This is a genomic window from Nocardioides sp. AX2bis (assembly GCF_902506435.1).
In the GTDB taxonomy this organism is placed as follows: Bacteria; Actinomycetota; Actinomycetes; order Propionibacteriales; family Nocardioidaceae; genus Nocardioides.
Genome location: NZ_LR733215.1, coordinates 2423985 through 2440203, shown reverse-complemented (window position 1 = coordinate 2440203; position 16219 = coordinate 2423985). Strand labels below are relative to the sequence as shown.

Here is a 16219-nt window from a genome sequence, read left to right as displayed (position 1 = left end):
CCCCGGTGCCGGCCGCGGCTGCCGCCCCGCCGGCCCAGACGGCCCGCGTGGCCAACATCGCCGAGGCGTCCAACGCCGCGGCCCGGCTCCTCGAGCTCGCGACGCGCAACGCCGACGAGCTCGTCGAGGAGGCCAAGAACGAGGCCGACAAGATCGTGGGCGAGGCCCGGACCAAGGCCGAGCGCCTCGAGTCCGAGTCGAAGACCAAGGCCGACCGCACCGAGTCCGAGGCGCGCACCCGCGCCGAGATGCTGGACACCGAGACCGCCGAGCGCCGCACCCAGCTCTTCGGCGACCTCGAGAAGGAGCGGAACAAGCTCAACGCCGAGGTGGAGAACCTGCGCTCCTTCGAGCGCGAGTACCGCTCCCGGCTCAAGAGCTACTTCGCCCAGCAGCTCGAGTCCCTCGACGGTGCCGGGGACTCCCAGGCGCCCGGGGAGGACCAGTCCCCGCCGAAGCGGCTCCGCTCGATCCTCGGCGAGGACGAGAGCTGAGCAGCTCCCCGCACGACACCACCGGAGGCCGGTCCCGCACGGGGCCGGCCTCCGGTGCGTCCGCCCGCGGGTTGGAGGGTGAGGGACCACCCGATAATCTCCCTGCAGCGCCGTGGGAGCGGCCGGGCCGATCGCCCGGGCCGACCTGCGGCCACGTGCACGGTCACCCCGCAGCCCCTCGACGATGAAGTTGGTCCCCGTGAAGAAGACCTCGGCCGCCACCGCGGCCCAGCAGGCACCTGTCGCCGACCTCGTGGTGAAGGAGGGCGAGGAGGCCTGGACCGCCGCCGAGCTCGAAGAGGTCCTCTCCGAGCTGCACCAGCAGCGCGAGCACGGCCAGGGCATCCTCGACGACCAGTCCGAGGAGCTCGAGGGGCTGCTGCGCGACTCCGGCGACGGCGCCGGTCACGACCAGGCCGACGTGGGCGCGACCAGCTTCGAGCGCGACTACGAGCTGACCGTCCTGAACAACGAGCGCGACAAGCTGGCCCAGATCGACCGGGCGCTGGCACGCATCGAGGACGGGACCTACGGGCGGTGCGAGTCCTGCGGCGAGGCCATCGGCAAGATGCGGCTGATGGCGTTCCCGCGTGCGACACTCTGCCTGACATGCAAGCAGCGCGAGGAACGTCGCTGAGCGACGAGCAGGGGTCCCCGGGCCCCGTGCCGACCACCGTGCCCTCGCCCCGACGACGCGTCGCGTCGGTGGTGCTGCTCGTCTCCCTGGCGAGCGTCTGGTACGCCGCCGATCAGGTCACCAAGGCCCTCGCCGTGGCGCGGCTCAGCGACGGCGACGTGACCGTCGTCGACGGGGTGCTGAACCTGACCCTGGTGCGCAACCCGGGTGCCGCGTTCAGCACGGGCACCGAGTACACCGTCGCCCTCAGCTGCTTCGCGATCCTCGCCACGCTGGTCGTGCTGTGGGTCTCGCGTCGCGTGGGCAGCCTGGTGTGGGCCACCGCGCTCGGTCTGCTGCTGGCCGGGGTCGTCGGCAACCTGACCGACCGGGTGCTGCGCGAGCCGTCCCCGCTGCGCGGGCACGTCATCGACTTCCTGCAGCTGCCGAGCTGGCCGGTGTTCAACCTGGCCGACATCGCCATCAACGTCGCCGCCGGGCTGATCCTGGTCCAGGCGTTCCGCAACGTCCGCGTCGACGGCGCACCGGTCGACTCCGGGGACCGGGACCGGGACGGGGTCGCGTGAGCACCGCCGACCACCGCACGCTCGACGTGCCCGACAGCCTCGAGGGCGAGCGCGTCGACGCCGTCATGGCCCAGCTGTTCGGCGTCTCGCGCAGCCGGGCCGCCGACCTGATCGCCCGCGGCCTGGTCGAGCTCGACGGCGGCTCCGCCGCCAAGAGCGACCGGGTCCTGGGCGGCGCCCGGCTCGAGGTCACCTTCCCGGTCGAGCACGACCCCCTGCTGGTGGTGCCGGAGATCGTCGAGGGGATCGGGATCGTCCACGACGACGACGAGATCGTGGTGATCGACAAGCCGGTCGGCGTGGCGGTGCACCCGAGCCCGGGCTGGAGCGGTCCCACCGTGGTGGGGCACCTGGCCGGCGCGGGCTTCCGGATCGCCACCAGCGGTGCGTCGGAGCGCCAGGGCATCGTCCAGCGCCTCGACGTCGGGACCTCGGGCGTGATGGTGATCGCCAAGAGCGAGCGCGCGTACTCCCTGCTGAAGAACGCCTTCCGTGAGCGCACCGTCGACAAGACCTACCACGCGCTGGTCCAGGGCTACCCCGACCCGCTCGAGGGCACCGTCGACGCCCCGATCGGGCGGCACCCCGGCACCTCGGACCACCGCTTCGCCGTGGTGGCCGACGGCCGTCCGAGCGTGACGCACTACGAGACGCTCGAGGCCCACCGCTTCGCCAGCCTGCTCGAGGTCCACCTCGAGACCGGCCGCACGCACCAGATCCGGGTGCACATGTCGGCGTTGAAGCACCCGTGCGTCGGTGACCTCACCTACGGCGCCGACCCGGTCCTCGCCCAGCGGCTCGGCCTGCGCCGGCAGTGGCTGCACGCCGTCCGCCTCGGTTTCGAGCACCCGGCGACGGGGGAGCAGGTCGAGTACGCGACCGAGTACCCCGCCGACCTGGAAAGTGCCCTGGACGTGGTCCGCGGCGGGCTGTGAGCCCCGACCTGGTCCTGCGCCCCGGCACGACCGGTGACCTGGCCGCGGTGGCCGAGGTGCACCTGCGGGCGCGCCGGGCCGCGGTGCCGGCGATGCCGCCCCCGGTGCACGACGACGACGCCGTGCGCGCCCACCTCGCGCGCACCGACCTCACCGCGCGCGACCTGTGGCTGGCCGAGACCGGCGACCGGCTCGTCGGGTACGCCCTGCTCACCCCCACCTGGCTCGACGACCTCTACGTCGACCCGGCCCACCAGGGCCAGGGTGTCGGCAGCGCGCTGCTGGACCTCGCCCGGGCCGTGCGGCCGGACGGCTTCGACCTGTGGGTCTTCGCCTCCAACGCCCCGGCGCGGGCGTTCTACCGCCGCCACGGGCTGGTGGAGGTGGGCTCGACCGACGGGTCGGGCAACGAGGAGCAGGAGCCGGACGTACGCCTGCGGTGGGCGGGCCCGCCCGCGGTCCCGGGGCTGTCGGCGCCGCGTGGTGAACTAGGCTGACCGTCTTCCCCAGCGGTGCCCGACCGGTCCGGTCGCGACGCTCGCAGCACGCCTTGACGACCCGGTGAGGAGCACCACGCCACTAATGACGAGCGGATCCGGGGACTCCTTCGTCCACCTCCACGTCCACACCGAGTACTCGATGCTGGACGGCGCCGCACGGCTGACCCAGCTGACCGAGCGGGCCGCCGAGCTCGGGATGCCCGCGGTCGCGATGACCGACCACGGCAACGTCTTCGGCGCCTACGAGTTCTACTCCAAGGCCAAGGCCGCCGGGGTCAAGCCGATCATCGGCATCGAGGCCTACTTCACCCCGGGCATCCCGCGCCAGGAGCGGCGCGGGGTCAACCTCTACGACGGCGGGCCCGACGACGTCTCGGCGCGCGGTGCCTACACGCACATGACGCTGCTCTCGGAGTCGACCGAGGGCATGCACAACCTGTTCCGGCTCACCACCGGCGCCTGGCGCGAGGGCTTCTTCAAGCAGCCCCGGATGGACAAGGAGCTCCTGAGCCGGCACGGCAAGGGCATCATCGGCACCACCGGCTGCCCCTCGGGCGAGGTGCAGGTGCACCTGCGCTACGGCAACTACGACGCCGCCCGCCAGGTCGCCGCCGAGTACCAGGACATCCTCGGCAAGGAGAACTACTTCCTCGAGCTGATGGACCACGGCCTGTCCATCGAGAACCGCGTCCGGGACGGCCTGCTGCGCCTGGGCCGGGACCTCAAGATCCCGTTCCTGGCCACCAACGACTCGCATTACGTGATGCAGGAGGACTCCCTCTCGCAGGAGCACCTGCTGTGCATCAACTCCGGCTCGACGATGGACATCCCCGCCGGCGACGGCCCCGGGCAGCGGTTCGCCTTCTCCGGCAACGGCTACTACCTGAAGTCCGCGGCCGAGATGCGCTCGTTGTGGGCCGACAAGTACGACCTGCGCGAGGCCTGCGACAACACGCTGCTGATCGCCGAGCGCTGCGACGTCTCCTTCACCGAGGGCAACGGGACGTTCATGCCCCGCTTCCCCTGCCCGGCGGGGGAGAACGAGGACTCCTGGCTGGTCAAGGAGGTCGAGCGGGGGCTCGCCGCGCGCTACCCCGCGGGCGTGCCCGACGCCTCGCGCAAGCAGGCCGAGTTCGAGATCGGCGTCATCACCCAGATGGGGTTCCCCGGCTACTTCCTGGTGGTCGCCGACTTCATCAACTGGGCCAAGGACCACGGGATCCGGGTCGGCCCCGGCCGCGGGTCCGGCGCGGGCTCGATGGTGGCGTACGCGATGCGGATCACCGACCTCGACCCGCTCGTGCACGGCCTGATCTTCGAGCGCTTCCTCAACCCCGACCGCGTCTCGATGCCCGACTTCGACATCGACTTCGACGAGCGTCGCCGGGGCGAGGTGATCCGCTACGTCACCGACAAGTACGGCGACGACCGGGTCTCCTACATCGTCACCTACGGCACCATCAAGGCCAAGCAGGCCGTCAAGGACTCCAGCCGGATCCTCGGCTACCCCTTCGCGATGGGCGACCGGATCACCAAGGCGATGCCGGCCGCGGTGATGGGCAAGGACGTCCCGCTGACCGAGGTCTTCGACCCGGCGCACAACCGTTACTCCGAGGGCGGCGAGTTCCGCTCGCTCTACGAGGCCGACCAGGACGTCAAGCGCGTGGTCGACACCGCCATCGGCATCGAGGGCCTCAAGCGCCAGTGGGGAGTGCACGCCGCCGGGGTGCTGATGTCCAGCGAGCCGCTGGCCGACGTCATCCCGCTGCTGCGCCGTCCAGCCGACGGCGCGATGATCACGCAGTTCGACTACCCGACGTGCGAGGCGCTCGGGCTGATCAAGATGGACTTCCTGGGGCTGCGCAACCTCACCGTCCTCGACGACGCGGTCAAGAACATCCGTGCCAACCGCGGCGAGGAGGTCGTCCTGGAGGACCTCCCGCTGACCGACCCGCTCACCTACGAGCTGCTGCAGCGCGGCGACACCCTCGGGGTCTTCCAGCTCGACGGCGGCCCGATGCGCGCGCTGCTGCGCAGCATGAAGCCGGACGCGTTCGAGGACATCTCGGCCGTCGGCGCGCTCTACCGCCCGGGCCCGATGGGCGCCGACTCCCACAACAAGTACGCCCGCCGCAAGAACGGCCGCGAGCCGGTGGACCCCATCCACCCCGAGCTCGCCGAGCCGCTCGCCGACATCCTGGGGGAGACGTACGGCCTGATCGTCTACCAGGAGCAGGTGATGGCGATCGCCCAGAAGCTCGCGGGCTACAGCCTCGGCCAGGCCGACATCCTGCGCCGCGCGATGGGCAAGAAGAAGAAGGCCGAGCTGGACAAGCAGTTCGCCGGCTTCTCCGCGGGCATGACCGAGCGCGGCTATTCGATGGCCGCGGTGAAGACGCTGTGGGACATCCTGCTGCCGTTCTCCGACTACGCCTTCAACAAGGCGCACTCGGCGGCCTACGGCGTCGTGTCGTACTGGACGGCCTACCTCAAGGCGCACTACCCGGCCGAGTACATGGCCGCCCTGCTGACCTCGACGCAGTCCGACAAGGACAAGTCCGCGATCTACCTCAACGAGTGTCGCCGGATGAAGATCCAGGTGCTCCCGCCCGACGTCAACGAGTCGGCGCACGACTTCACCCCGGTCGGCACCGACGTCCGCTTCGGGCTGACCGCGGTGCGCAACGTCGGCGCCAACGTCGTCGACGGGATCGTCGCCGGCCGCGAGGAGAAGGGTCGCTACGCCGACTTCGCCGACTTCCTCGACAAGGTCCCGCTGCACGTGTGCAACAAGCGCGTCATCGAGTCGCTGGTCAAGGCCGGCGCCTTCGACGAGATGAAGCACAAGCGGCGCGCCCTGGTCGCGGTCCACGAGGGCGCGGTCGACCAGTACGTCGACATCAAGCGCAACGAGGCGATCGGGCAGGACTCGCTGTTCGGGGGCCTCGACGACGCCGACGGTGGGTTCGGGGTCAGCGTCGCGCTGCCCGACATCGACGAGTGGGACAAGATGACGCTGCTCGGCCACGAGCGCGACATGCTCGGGCTGTACGTCTCCGACCACCCGCTGCTCGGGCTCGAGCACGTGCTGCAGCGCGGCGCGGACTGCTCGATCGGCCAGCTGATGCTCGACGAGGAGCGCGCCGACGGCTCGACGGTCACCGTCAGCGGTCTGGTCACCGCGGTCCAGCGCAAGATCACCAAGAAGGGCGACGCCTGGGCGATGATCACGCTGGAGGACCTCGACGGCGCGATCGAGGTCCTGCTGTTCCCCAGCTCCTACCAGCTGGCCAGCCCCCACCTCGTCCAGGACGCGATCCTCACCGTCCGCGGGCGGCTCTCGCGCAGCAAGGACCAGCCCGAGCTGCACGGGCAGGAGGTCAGCGTCCCCGACCTGGACGACGGCCCGGCCGGGCCCGTGGTGATCTCGATGCCCTCCACGCGCTGCACCGGCCCCGTGGTCGAGCAGCTGCGCGACGTCCTGGGCACCCACCCCGGGATGACCGAGGTGCGCCTGCGGCTGCTGACCCGGGAGGCCACGACCGTGATGCGGCTCGACGACCGGCTCCGCGTGACGCCGAGCTCGGCGCTCTTCGCCGACCTCAAGGCGCTGCTCGGGCCGGGGTGCCTGACCGGATGAGGCGCGACGCGTGGCGCCCCCTCGTGGTCCTGGTCGGCCTGGTGGTCGCCGGCGCCCTCCTGGGGGTCCTCTGGTCCCAGCTGGTCTGGACACCTCCACCGGGCACGGTCCAGGGCGGCCAGTGGTTCCCGCTCGACGAGCGGGCGCTGTCGCTGCAGACGCGGGGCACCAGCTCGTACGTCCTGGTGGCCGCCGTCGGCGGGCTCCTGCTCGGTGTGCTCGCCGCACTGGTGGGGACCCGCCGGGAGCTCCTGACACTGCTCGCGGTCGTGCTGGGTGGCGCGGTGGCGGCCTACGTGATGTGGCAGGTCGGCACCTGGCTGGGGCCGGCGGACCCGGTCGCGGTGGCGGCGGACGCGCCCGACGGGACCAGCGTCCCGGGGGCGCTGACGGTGGCCGGGGCGACCCCGTTCCTGACCCTGCCGGCCGCCGCGCTGGCCGGTCTGGCAGCGGTGTTCTTCGTCTCGCCCGACGCCGGTCGCGACAAGAGCGCTCCGCAGGCACCCCCGGCTCGGTAGCCTCTCGGGACCAGCGCGTCCTGCCACCGGTGCAGGTCGTGCGCACCGCCCGTCACCGACCCGCCCGGGAGCACCTCGTGTCCAGCACCCCGCCGCCCTCCGACAATCCCACCCCGCCGCACGGCGAGACGCTCGAGCAGGGCGCCGGCAGCCCGGTGGCACCGACCCGTTCCTCGGGCGGCCGCAAGAAGCTGGCCGTCCTCGGCGTCGGCGGCGTCGCCGTGCTGGCGATCGCCGGCGGCGGCGCCTGGGCCGCGATGAGCTTCTTCGGCACCGGTGACCAGGCCGCCCAGGCGCTGCCCGCGAGCACCGTGGGCTACCTCTCGGTCGACCTCGACCCGAGCGGCGAGCAGAAGCTCGAGGCGCTGCGGACCCTGGAGAAGTTCCCCGCGTTCACCGACGAGGTCGACATCGACTCCGAGGACGACCTCCGCCGCGTGATCGGTGAGGAGGTGCTGGCCGAGAACGACTGCGGCCTCGACTACGACGACGACGTCGCCCCGTGGATCGGCGAGCGGTTCGCGGTCGCGGCCGTCGACCTCGGCGAGGAGACGCCCTCACCGGTCGTGGTGATGCAGGTCTCGGACGCCGGCGAGGCGGAGTCCGCCCTGGGCTCGGCCATCGAGGAGTGCGCCGACGGCGAGGGCGGCCTGGCCGTCGACGGCGACTGGGCGCTGCTCGCCGAGGACGACGACACCGCCGAGGCGGTGCTGGCCCAGACGGGGGAGGCCTCCCTGGCCGACGACGAGGACTTCACCCGCTGGATGGAGGAGGCCGGGGACCCGGGCGTGATCTCGGGCTACCTCGCCCCCGAGGCCGGACCGCTGTTGGCGAAGCTGGCCGAGGAGGGTGGCGCGATCCCGGCCGAGGCCCTCGGCGACCCGATGTCCGACCCTGCTGCAGACCCGTCCGCGCTGGCGGCGACGCCCAGCGTCCCGCCCCAGCTCACCGAGGCGCTGGCCGACTTCGAGGGCGCGGCGATGACCGTGCGCTTCTCCGACGGCGCCGTGGAGGTCGAGACCGCGGTCGACGGCGGCGCGTCGCCGGCCGCGGCGGTGCTCGGCAACGACCAGGGTGCCTCGGCCATGTCGTCGCTGCCCGAGGACACCGTCGCCGCGTTCGGCGTCGGGTTCCAGGACGGGTGGTTCGAGGAGCTCGTGGCCTACGCAGACGAGGTCATCTCCGACGGGGGCAGCACGGTCAGCGACCAGCTCGAGGCCGCCGAGGAGGCGACCGGCCTGACCCTGCCGGAGGACGTCGAGACCCTCTTCGGCGACTCCGCCACCGTCTCGCTCGGCAGTGGCGCCGACCTGGCCTCGGTCTTCGCCAGCGAGGACCTCTCCGCCCTCCCCGTGGCCGTCAAGGTCCAGGGCGAGCCCGACGAGATCGAGCAGGTGCTGGAGAAGCTGCGCACGGCCGCCGGCGGGGAGCCCGCCGCGGACGCCTTCCTGGCCAGCGACGCCGAGGGTGACGCCCTGGTCGTCGGGCCGAACGCCGACTACCGCGCCGACGTCGTCGGCGACGGCGGGCTCGGCGGGTCCGAGGTCTTCGAGGACGTCGTCCCGGACGCCGACGAGGCCGGCGTGGTGTTCTTCGTGAACTTCGACGGGCTCGACGACGTCGCCGACGAGCTCGCCGGCGGCGACCCGATGGTCACCGAGAACCTCGCCCCGCTCGCTGGGCTGGGTGTCTCGGCCTACGCCGACGACGAGGTCTCCCACACCGTGGTGCGCCTCACCACCGACTGACCCCGCTCCACCCGCTGCACCACCGGCCCACCGACGTCCCTCACCCGGGACGCACCGGTGGGCCGGCGTGCGTCCCTCCCGGTGGTCGAGGAGCGAGCGCAGCGTCCCCGGTGGTCGAGGAGCGAGCGAAGCGAGCGTCACGAGACCCGGCCCGGTGGTCGAGGGCGCGCAGCCCCGGTGGTCGAGGAGCGAGCGCAGCGAGCGTCACGAGACCCGCGCAGCCCCGGTGGTCGAGGAGCGAGCGTAGCGAGCGTCACGAGACCCGGTACGCAGAACGGGTCGGCCTATGTCCTGCGGTGGAAGGTGACCTTGTTGTCGGCGTGGATGGTCATGTCGTAGGCGGGGTCGTGGGCGCGGGCGTGGTGGTGGGGACAGAGCAGGCGCCCGTCCTCGATGTCTGTCTTCCCACCTTTGGAGAACATGGTGTCGTGGTGGGTGTGGCACAGCCCCGGTGGCCAGTCGCACCCCTTGGCGGTGCAGGACTTGTCCCGGGCGTGCATCGCGTAGGTCTGTGCGGCGGTGTACTTGCGTCGGGCCTTGCCTTGGTGGAGGACCTCACCGTTGCCGCCGAGGACCACGGGGATGATCCGGGCCTCACATGCCAGCCGCATGGCTTGGGCGGCGGTCATCGGTGTGCCGTCGTCGAGGGTGGCGGTCCCGAGGGCGGTTGTCAGGAGGTCGAAGGTGGTGGTGGCGATGAAGGTGCCGTCGGTGCGTCCGAGCTTGGGGGCGTTATGGCGGGGGTAGTTCTCGATGAGTTCGCAGAACGCTTCCCCGAGCTTCTGCGGACCCGGGCGACCTTTGGTCCATTCCCGCTTCTCCCCGGACTCATCGGGGGTGCAGTTGACGTGGCCGGGCGCAGCGAACCCGTGGAGGAGCTTCTGGAGCATCTTGCCTTGGACCTCGGGGATGGTGAACCGGCCGTGGGCTGATCCGTGGCCGTCGAAGGACAGCGTCAACCGGCGTTTCTGCGCCGCTTTCGCCTCAGCGGCTTTGAGGCGTATGCGGTCGATCTCCTCGCCGACCTCGGGTGCGATCAGGGTCAGGATGTGGGTTCCGAGCTGCTGGAGCGCGGTGGGGTCGAAGTCGGCCGCGTACGCGACCAGTGTCTCTTCGGCCTGGATGAGCAGGGCTGCGTCGAGGTCCTCGGGGAGGTCCTCCAACGCGTTGACCACGACGCGGACCTGGTCGGGGTTCATCACCCCGGCAGCGAGCGCGTCGCGCACCCGGTGCCACCGGGACTCCAACGCGGTCGCGAGCTTCACTTGGACGGTGGTGACGTTCTTGCGGGACCGGGTGGCGTTGGCGGCCCACACGCCGGTCGAGGTGCAGCCGGTGTCGGAGCCGACCTGGACCTCTTCGGCGTGGGCGAGGACGGCGAGCTTGAGGGAGGTGACCTTCGATTCAAGGACCGCCAGCGCCTGGATGGTGTCGCGGATGGTCGCGGCATCCAACGCGAACAGCGGGCGCTCCGCCAACGCTGTGACCGAGGCCGAGAGTGCGCGGACAGCACCGGGCACGGGGTGCCCGGTGGTGGTGTCCTCGGTGGTGGCCATGGATCAATCCAAGCACTCGCCGCCGACAGTCCTGGCCTGTTTCCACAGGTCAGAGGCGGTTATGCACAACCGTGGCGTCTACATTCGATCAAACGTTCAGTAACAGCAGCAGCGAGGGTCTCGTGACGCTCGCTTCGCTCGCTCCTCGACCACCGGGGGTGCTGGGTTCGCTCCTCGACCACCGGGGTTCTGGGTCTCGTGACGCTCGCTGCGCTCTCTCCTCGACCACCGGGGTTCTGGGTCTCGTGACGCTCGCTGCGCTCGCTTCTCGACCACCGGGGTTCTGGGTCTCGTGACGCTCGCTGCGCTCGCTTCTCGACCACCGGCGTTCTGGGTCTCGTGACGCTCGCTTCGCTCGCTCCTCGACCACCGGCGTTCTGGTCTCGTGACGCTCGCTTCGCTCGCTCCTCGACCACCGGCGTTCTGGTCTCGTGACGCTCGCTTCGCTCGCTCCTCGACCACCGGGAGTTGCGCTTGTTCCTCGACCACCGGGGTGCCTGCGGCCGCTCCTCGACCGCCGGGGTCGCTTCGTTCGCGCGTCAGCGGCCGACCGGGGCCACGGTGGCGTCGGTGAGCCGGACCAGGTCGGCCGGGGCGAGCCCGACGTCCAGGCCTCGGCGGCCGGCCGAGACGTAGACCCGGTCGTGGTCGAGCGCGGAGGCGTCGACGACGGTCCGAAGGCGGCGGCGCTGGCCGAGGGGGGAGATGCCGCCGCGGACGTACCCCGAGCTGCGCTCGGCGGCGGCCGGGTCGGCCATCCGGGCGCGGGAGGCACCGACCGCCCGGGCCAGCGCCTTCAGGTCGAGCTCGCCGGTCACCGGGACGACCGCGACGACCAGCACCCCGTCGGCCTCGGCGACGAGCGTCTTCAGCACGACGGCGGGGTCCAGCCCGAGCGCGTCCGCGGCCTCGAGCCCGTAGGAGGCGGCGCGAGGGTCGTGCTCGTAGGGGTGCAATGTGTGCTCGACCCCCGCGGCGTCGAGCACGACGGTCGCCGGGGTGCCCCCGCCCGTGCCCCTGCCCGTGCGCCCGCCCTGCCTGCGCGCCACGGGCCTAGTTGGGCGACCAGCGGGTGCGGGCCACGTCGGTGGCCGGCAGCGAGGGGATCACGTTCATCGCGCGCAGCTCCGAGCGCAGCAGGTCGGTCACCATCGTCAGGCGGTCCGCGGTGTCCTCGGCCTCGAGCAGCGCCTGCCGCTCCGAGAGCGGCAGCGGCGCACACGCCGCCAGCGTCCAGGAGAGGTAGGTCGCGTCGCGGGGGAGCGTGCCCTCGTACGGGTCGCTGCGGATCTGCGAGAGCGCCTCGCGGTAGGCGGTGAAGACCGCCCGGGCGCGGACCAGCTGCTCGTCGGCCACGGGGCCGGTGCCCTCGGGGCGGTCCACGACGTGGCCCACCGGGAACTCGCCGGTCGTGTCGAGGTGCTGCAGCTCGAACCGGTCGACCCCGACCGCGACCACGTCGAAGGTGCCGTCGGGGTGCGGCTCGACGTCGGTCAGCCGGACCCGGCAGCCCACCCGGTAGAGCGACTGCGCGCCGTGGTCGCCCACCTCGTAGCCCTCGCGGATGGCCACGGAGCCGAAGAAGCGCTCGGTCGGGTCCTCGATCCGCATCAGGTGGTGGACCAGGGCCCGGTAGCGGTCCTCGAACACGGTCAGCGGGACCTGCAGGCCGGGGTAGATCACCGAGCCCAGCGGGAACATCGGGAGCGTGGGGGACACGCGTCGAACCTACCCGTGCCGCCCACCCCCGCGACGGGCCGTCCGGCCCCCACCGCCGGTGCGGCGGGTGGGGGCCGGCGACCGTAGACTCAGGGCCATGATCCGCCGCATCGACCTGCGCAGCGCCACCACGGGCCGCGCGTCCGGCGAGCCGTTCGACTACCGGACCGCCGTGCCGCGCGCCGACTTCGACGTCGAGGCCGCCGTGCCCGCCGTGCACGCCATCTGCGAGGGCGTCCGCACCGGGGGCCTGGAGGCGGTGCTCGACTACTGCGAGCGCTTCGACGGCGTCCGCCCCGACGACATCCGGGTCCCGGCCGGCGCGGCGCAGGCCGCCCTGGACGACCTCGACCCCGCGATCCGCGCCGGCCTCGAGGAGTCGATCCGACGCCTGCGGCTGACCAGCGAGGCCGAGCTCGAGACCGACGCCGTCACCGACCTCGGCCCCGGCGCCCGGGTCACGCACCGCAAGGTCCCGATGAACCGGGTCGGCCTCTACGTCCCCGGCGGCATCGCGCCACTGGTCTCCAGCGTGCTGATGAACGTGGTGCCCGCCCAGGTCGCGGGCGTGCGCTCGATCGCCCTGGCCTCCCCGCCGCAGAAGGAGTTCGGGGGGAGCGTGCACCCCACGATCCTCGCGGCGTGCGCGCTGCTCGGCGTCGACGAGGTCTACACCGTCGGCGGCGCCCAGGCGATCGCGATGTTCGCCTACGGCACCGGCCCCTGCGCCCGGGTCGACTTCGTGACCGGGCCCGGCAACATCTACACCGTCACCGCCAAGCGCCTGCTCAAGGGCCTGGTCGGCATCGACTCCGAGGCCGGCCCCACCGAGATCGGCATCCTGGCCGACGACACCGCCGACGCCGCGTACGTCGCCGCGGACCTGGTCAGCCAGGCCGAGCACGACCCGCTGGCCTCCGCGGTGCTGGTCACTCCGTCGGTGCGCCTGGCCGACGAGGTCGAGGTCGAGCTGGACAATCAGGTCTTCGCCACCCGCCACGTCGAGCGCGTGCGTACGGCGCTCACCGGCGTGCAGTCGGCGGTCGTGCTGGTCGACGACCTCGAGCAGGGGCTCGCCGTCGTCGACGCCCACGCCGCGGAGCACCTCGAGATCCAGACCGAGGACGCCGCCGCCTGGGCCGCCCGGGTCACCAACGCCGGCGCGATCTTCGTCGGCCCGCACGCGCCGGTCTCGCTCGGCGACTACTGCGCCGGCTCCAACCACGTCCTGCCCACCGGGGGCTGCGCCTGTCACTCCTCCGGGCTGTCGGTGCGGGCCTTCACCCGCTCCGTGCACGTCGTGGACTACTCCCGCGAGGCGCTGGCCGAGGTGGCCGACCACGTCGTCACCCTGGCCGAGGCCGAGGACCTGCCCGGACACGGCGCGGCCGTCCGCGTCCGCTTCGACAGGTAGGCGGGGCCGTGACCTTCCCCCCGATCCGCGAGGAGCTCCGCGGGATCGAGCCGTACGGCGCGCCGCAGCTCGACGTGCCGGTCGCGCTCAACACCAACGAGAACCCGTACGGGCCCTCCGCGGCGTGCGCCGACGACGTCGCGGCCGCGGTCCGCGAGGCCACCACCACGCTCAACCGCTACCCCGACCGGGAGCACGTCGCGCTGCGCACCGCGCTGGCGGCCTACCTCTCCCGCGACACCCTGCCCACACGCGGCTTCGAGGTCGGCGTCGAGCAGGTCTGGGCCGCCAACGGGTCCAACGAGGTCATGCTGCAGCTGCTCCAGGCCTTCGGCGGCCCGGGGCGGCGCGCGCTCAGCTTCGCGCCGACCTACTCGATGTACCCCGAGTACGCCCGCGACACCTCCACCGACTGGGTCCAGGGCCACCGGGCCGAGGACTTCACCCTCGACCTCGACCACGCCCGGGAGACCGTCGAGCGCGAGCGGCCCTCGGTGGTGCTGCTGCCCAGCCCGAACAACCCCACCGGCACGGCCCTGCCGCCCGAGGCCGTCGGGATGCTCTGCGCGGCCGCGGGGGACGGGCTGGTCGTGGTCGACGAGGCCTACACCGAGTTCCGCCGCGAGGGCACGCCCAGCGCGCTCGAGCTGCTGCCCGAGCACCGCAACCTGGTGGTCACCCGCACCATGAGCAAGGCCTTCGCGCTGGCCGGCGGCCGGGTGGGCTACCTCGCGGCCGACCCGGCGATCTGCGACGCGATCCGGGTGGTGCGGCTGCCGTACCACCTCTCCGCGGTCACCCAGGCCGTCGCGCTCGCCGCGCTGCGCCACGCCCCCGAGCTCCTTGGCAGGGTCGACGACCTGCGCCGCGAGCGGGACGCGTGCGTCGACTGGCTGCGCGCGCAGGGGCTGACGGTGGCCGACAGCGACGCCAACTTCGTGCTCTTCGGCACCTTCGCCGACCGCCACGCCCTGTGGCAGGACCTGGTCGACCAGGGCGTGCTGATCCGCGAGACCGGCCCCGACGGCTGGCTGCGCGTGTCCATCGGCACCCCCGAGGAGATGGCCGCCTTCCGCGACGCCCTCCTGACCTCCCTCGACCGCCTCGCCGACCGTCCCACCGACACCAGCACCGACCAAGGAGTCCCGGCATGAGCAGGACCGCGCGCCTCGAGCGCCAGACCAGCGAGTCCAAGGTGCTCGTCGAGGTCGATCTCGACGGCTCCGGGCGCCACGACGTCCGTACGGGGGTCGGCTTCTACGACCACATGCTGATCTCCTTCGCCCGGCACGCCCTGGTCGACCTGACGGTGCACAGCGAGGGCGACACGCACATCGACGCCCACCACACCGTCGAGGACACCGCGATCGTGCTCGGCCAGGCGCTGCGCGAGGCGCTCGGCGACAAGCGCGGCATCCGCCGGTTCGGCGACGCCACCGTCCCGCTCGACGAGGCGCTCGTGCAGGCCGTCGTCGACGTCTCCGGGCGGCCGTACTGCGTGCACACCGGCGAGCCCGAGGGACAGCAGTACGTCTCCCTCGGCGGCGGGGGAGGGGGCGTGGCCTACCTCGGCTCGCTGACCCAGCACGTCTTCGAGACGATCGCCTTCCACGGCCACCTCGCGCTGCACGTGCGGGTGCTGGCCGGCCGCGAGCCGCACCACCTCGTGGAGACCCAGTTCAAGGCCTTCGCCCGGGCCTTCCGCGACGCCGTCGCGATCGACCCCCGCGAGAGCGGCGTGCCCTCGACCAAGGGCGCGCTCTGAGCGCCACCGGCGCCACCGACTCCGGCGGGCGCCCCGAGGTCGTGGTGCTCGACTACGGCTCGGGCAACCTGCGCTCCGCGGTGCGCGCGATGGAGCGGGCCGGCGCCTCGGTGACCCTCACCGCGGACCTCCCCACCGCCCAGGAGGCCGACGGCCTCGTCGTGCCCGGGGTCGGGGCGTACGCCGCGTGCATGGCGGGCCTCCGCGCGATCAAGGGCGAGCGTGCGATCGGCCGCCGTCTGGCCGGGGGACGGCCGGTGCTCGGCATCTGCGTCGGGATGCAGGTGCTCTTCGAGCGCGGCATCGAGCACGGCGTCGAGACCGAGGGCTGCGACGAGTGGCCCGGCGTCGTCGAGCGGCTGCAGGCGCCCGTCGTGCCGCACATGGGGTGGAACACCGTCGAGGTCGAGCAGTCGCCGCAGACCGCCACCACCCTCTTCGAGGGCATCGAGGACCAGCACTTCTACTTCGTGCACTCCTACGGCGTGCGCGACTGGACGCTGCGCACCAACGACCGCACCCGCGCGCCGCTGGTGCACTGGGCCGAGCACGGCGGGGACCGGTTCGTCGCCGCCGTCGAGAACGGACCGCTGTCGGCGACCCAGTTCCACCCCGAGAAGTCCGGTGACGCCGGCGCCGCGCTGCTGCGCAACTGGGTCCGCGCGCTCTGAGCCGCCGGCCGAGCGGCCCACCCGCACCCCCGCCCGTACGACCGCAGACCCTGACC

At 72.5% G+C, this 16219-nt stretch carries 15 protein-coding genes; 12 read left to right on the top strand and 3 right to left on the bottom strand.

Features of this window, described 5'->3' with window-relative positions:
• The 8 genes from GV155_RS20730 to GV155_RS11630 all read left to right on the top strand — a co-directional run.
• Nucleotides 1-494 (top strand): DivIVA domain-containing protein (locus GV155_RS20730; RefSeq protein WP_236554276.1); only part of this gene is annotated, 494 nt, incomplete at its 5' end.
• Between the two features lie 184 nt (nucleotides 495-678).
• A complete protein-coding gene (locus tag GV155_RS11660) occupies nucleotides 679-1131 on the top strand; it encodes a TraR/DksA family transcriptional regulator (RefSeq protein ID WP_160008109.1) in 453 nt (150 codons plus the stop codon).
• Between the two features lie 26 nt (nucleotides 1132-1157).
• Nucleotides 1158-1697: a signal peptidase II gene (gene lspA, locus GV155_RS11655; RefSeq protein WP_236554275.1), complete on the top strand. Its 540-nt coding sequence runs from the start codon at nucleotides 1158-1160 to the stop codon at nucleotides 1695-1697.
• A complete protein-coding gene (locus GV155_RS11650; protein ID WP_160008105.1) occupies nucleotides 1694-2632 on the top strand; it encodes an RluA family pseudouridine synthase in 939 nt (312 codons plus the stop codon). Before lspA ends, GV155_RS11650 begins: the two co-directional genes overlap by 4 nt.
• Complete coding sequence (locus tag GV155_RS11645) at nucleotides 2629-3129, top strand: GNAT family N-acetyltransferase (protein WP_236554274.1); 501 nt, start codon at nucleotides 2629-2631, stop codon at nucleotides 3127-3129. The genes GV155_RS11650 and GV155_RS11645 overlap by 4 nt, the downstream gene beginning before the upstream one ends.
• Before the next feature lie 85 nt (nucleotides 3130-3214).
• The gene (dnaE, locus tag GV155_RS11640) at nucleotides 3215-6772 is read left to right on the top strand and encodes a DNA polymerase III subunit alpha (RefSeq protein ID WP_160008103.1); all 3558 of its coding nucleotides are present in this window, start codon (nucleotides 3215-3217) and stop codon (nucleotides 6770-6772) included.
• The gene (locus GV155_RS11635) at nucleotides 6769-7290 is read left to right on the top strand and encodes a hypothetical protein (protein WP_160008101.1); all 522 of its coding nucleotides are present in this window, start codon (nucleotides 6769-6771) and stop codon (nucleotides 7288-7290) included. The genes dnaE and GV155_RS11635 overlap by 4 nt, the downstream gene beginning before the upstream one ends.
• 77 nt (nucleotides 7291-7367) lie before the next feature.
• Nucleotides 7368-9038 (top strand): DUF3352 domain-containing protein, encoded by a 1671-nt coding sequence (locus GV155_RS11630; protein WP_160008099.1) that lies wholly within the window; start codon nucleotides 7368-7370, stop codon nucleotides 9036-9038.
• Between the two features lie 284 nt (nucleotides 9039-9322).
• Here GV155_RS11630 and GV155_RS11625 read toward each other — a convergent pair whose 3' ends face one another.
• From GV155_RS11625 to GV155_RS11615, 3 genes are all read right to left on the bottom strand, one after another.
• The gene (locus GV155_RS11625) at nucleotides 9323-10594 is read right to left on the bottom strand and encodes an HNH endonuclease signature motif containing protein (RefSeq protein ID WP_160008097.1); all 1272 of its coding nucleotides are present in this window, start codon (nucleotides 10592-10594) and stop codon (nucleotides 9323-9325) included.
• 539 nt (nucleotides 10595-11133) lie between these two features.
• On the bottom strand, nucleotides 11134-11643 hold the full coding sequence (ybaK, locus tag GV155_RS11620) for a Cys-tRNA(Pro) deacylase (RefSeq protein WP_160008095.1): 510 nt from the start codon (nucleotides 11641-11643) through the stop codon (nucleotides 11134-11136).
• Nucleotides 11644-11647: 4 nt separating this feature from the next.
• Nucleotides 11648-12313 carry an LON peptidase substrate-binding domain-containing protein gene (locus GV155_RS11615; RefSeq protein WP_160008093.1) on the bottom strand — a complete coding sequence of 222 codons (666 nt, stop codon included), beginning with the start codon at nucleotides 12311-12313 and terminating at the stop codon, nucleotides 11648-11650.
• 97 nt (nucleotides 12314-12410) lie between these two features.
• Between GV155_RS11615 and hisD the strand changes: the two genes are divergently transcribed.
• The 4 genes from hisD to hisH are packed head-to-tail and all read left to right on the top strand — an operon-like array spanning nucleotide 12411 to nucleotide 16163.
• Nucleotides 12411-13727, top strand: a complete 1317-nt coding sequence (hisD, locus tag GV155_RS11610) for a histidinol dehydrogenase (RefSeq protein ID WP_160008091.1) — start codon at nucleotides 12411-12413, stop codon at nucleotides 13725-13727.
• Nucleotides 13728-13735: 8 nt separating this feature from the next.
• Nucleotides 13736-14881, top strand: a complete 1146-nt coding sequence (locus GV155_RS11605) for a histidinol-phosphate transaminase (RefSeq protein WP_160008089.1) — start codon at nucleotides 13736-13738, stop codon at nucleotides 14879-14881.
• Nucleotides 14878-15492 (top strand): imidazoleglycerol-phosphate dehydratase HisB, encoded by a 615-nt coding sequence (hisB, locus tag GV155_RS11600; RefSeq protein WP_160008087.1) that lies wholly within the window; start codon nucleotides 14878-14880, stop codon nucleotides 15490-15492. Before GV155_RS11605 ends, hisB begins: the two co-directional genes overlap by 4 nt.
• A gap of 41 nt (nucleotides 15493-15533) precedes the next feature.
• A complete protein-coding gene (gene hisH, locus GV155_RS11595) occupies nucleotides 15534-16163 on the top strand; it encodes an imidazole glycerol phosphate synthase subunit HisH (RefSeq protein ID WP_268892603.1) in 630 nt (209 codons plus the stop codon).
• The last annotated feature ends 56 nt before the right edge of the window (nucleotides 16164-16219 follow it).

What these genes read in the sequence shown, in the direction of transcription:
- GV155_RS11660 (WP_160008109.1), top strand. Translation starts at nt 679, where the DNA reads ATGAAGTTGGTCCCCGTGAAGAAGACCTCGGCCGCCACCGCGGCCCAG.
- dnaE (WP_160008103.1), top strand. Translation starts at nt 3,215, where the DNA reads ATGACGAGCGGATCCGGGGACTCCTTCGTCCACCTCCACGTCCACACC.
- GV155_RS11635 (WP_160008101.1), top strand. Translation starts at nt 6,769, where the DNA reads ATGAGGCGCGACGCGTGGCGCCCCCTCGTGGTCCTGGTCGGCCTGGTG.
- GV155_RS11625 (WP_160008097.1), bottom strand. Translation starts at nt 10,594, where the DNA reads ATGGCCACCACCGAGGACACCACCACCGGGCACCCCGTGCCCGGTGCT.
- hisD (WP_160008091.1), top strand. Translation starts at nt 12,411, where the DNA reads ATGATCCGCCGCATCGACCTGCGCAGCGCCACCACGGGCCGCGCGTCC.
- hisB (WP_160008087.1), top strand. Translation starts at nt 14,878, where the DNA reads ATGAGCAGGACCGCGCGCCTCGAGCGCCAGACCAGCGAGTCCAAGGTG.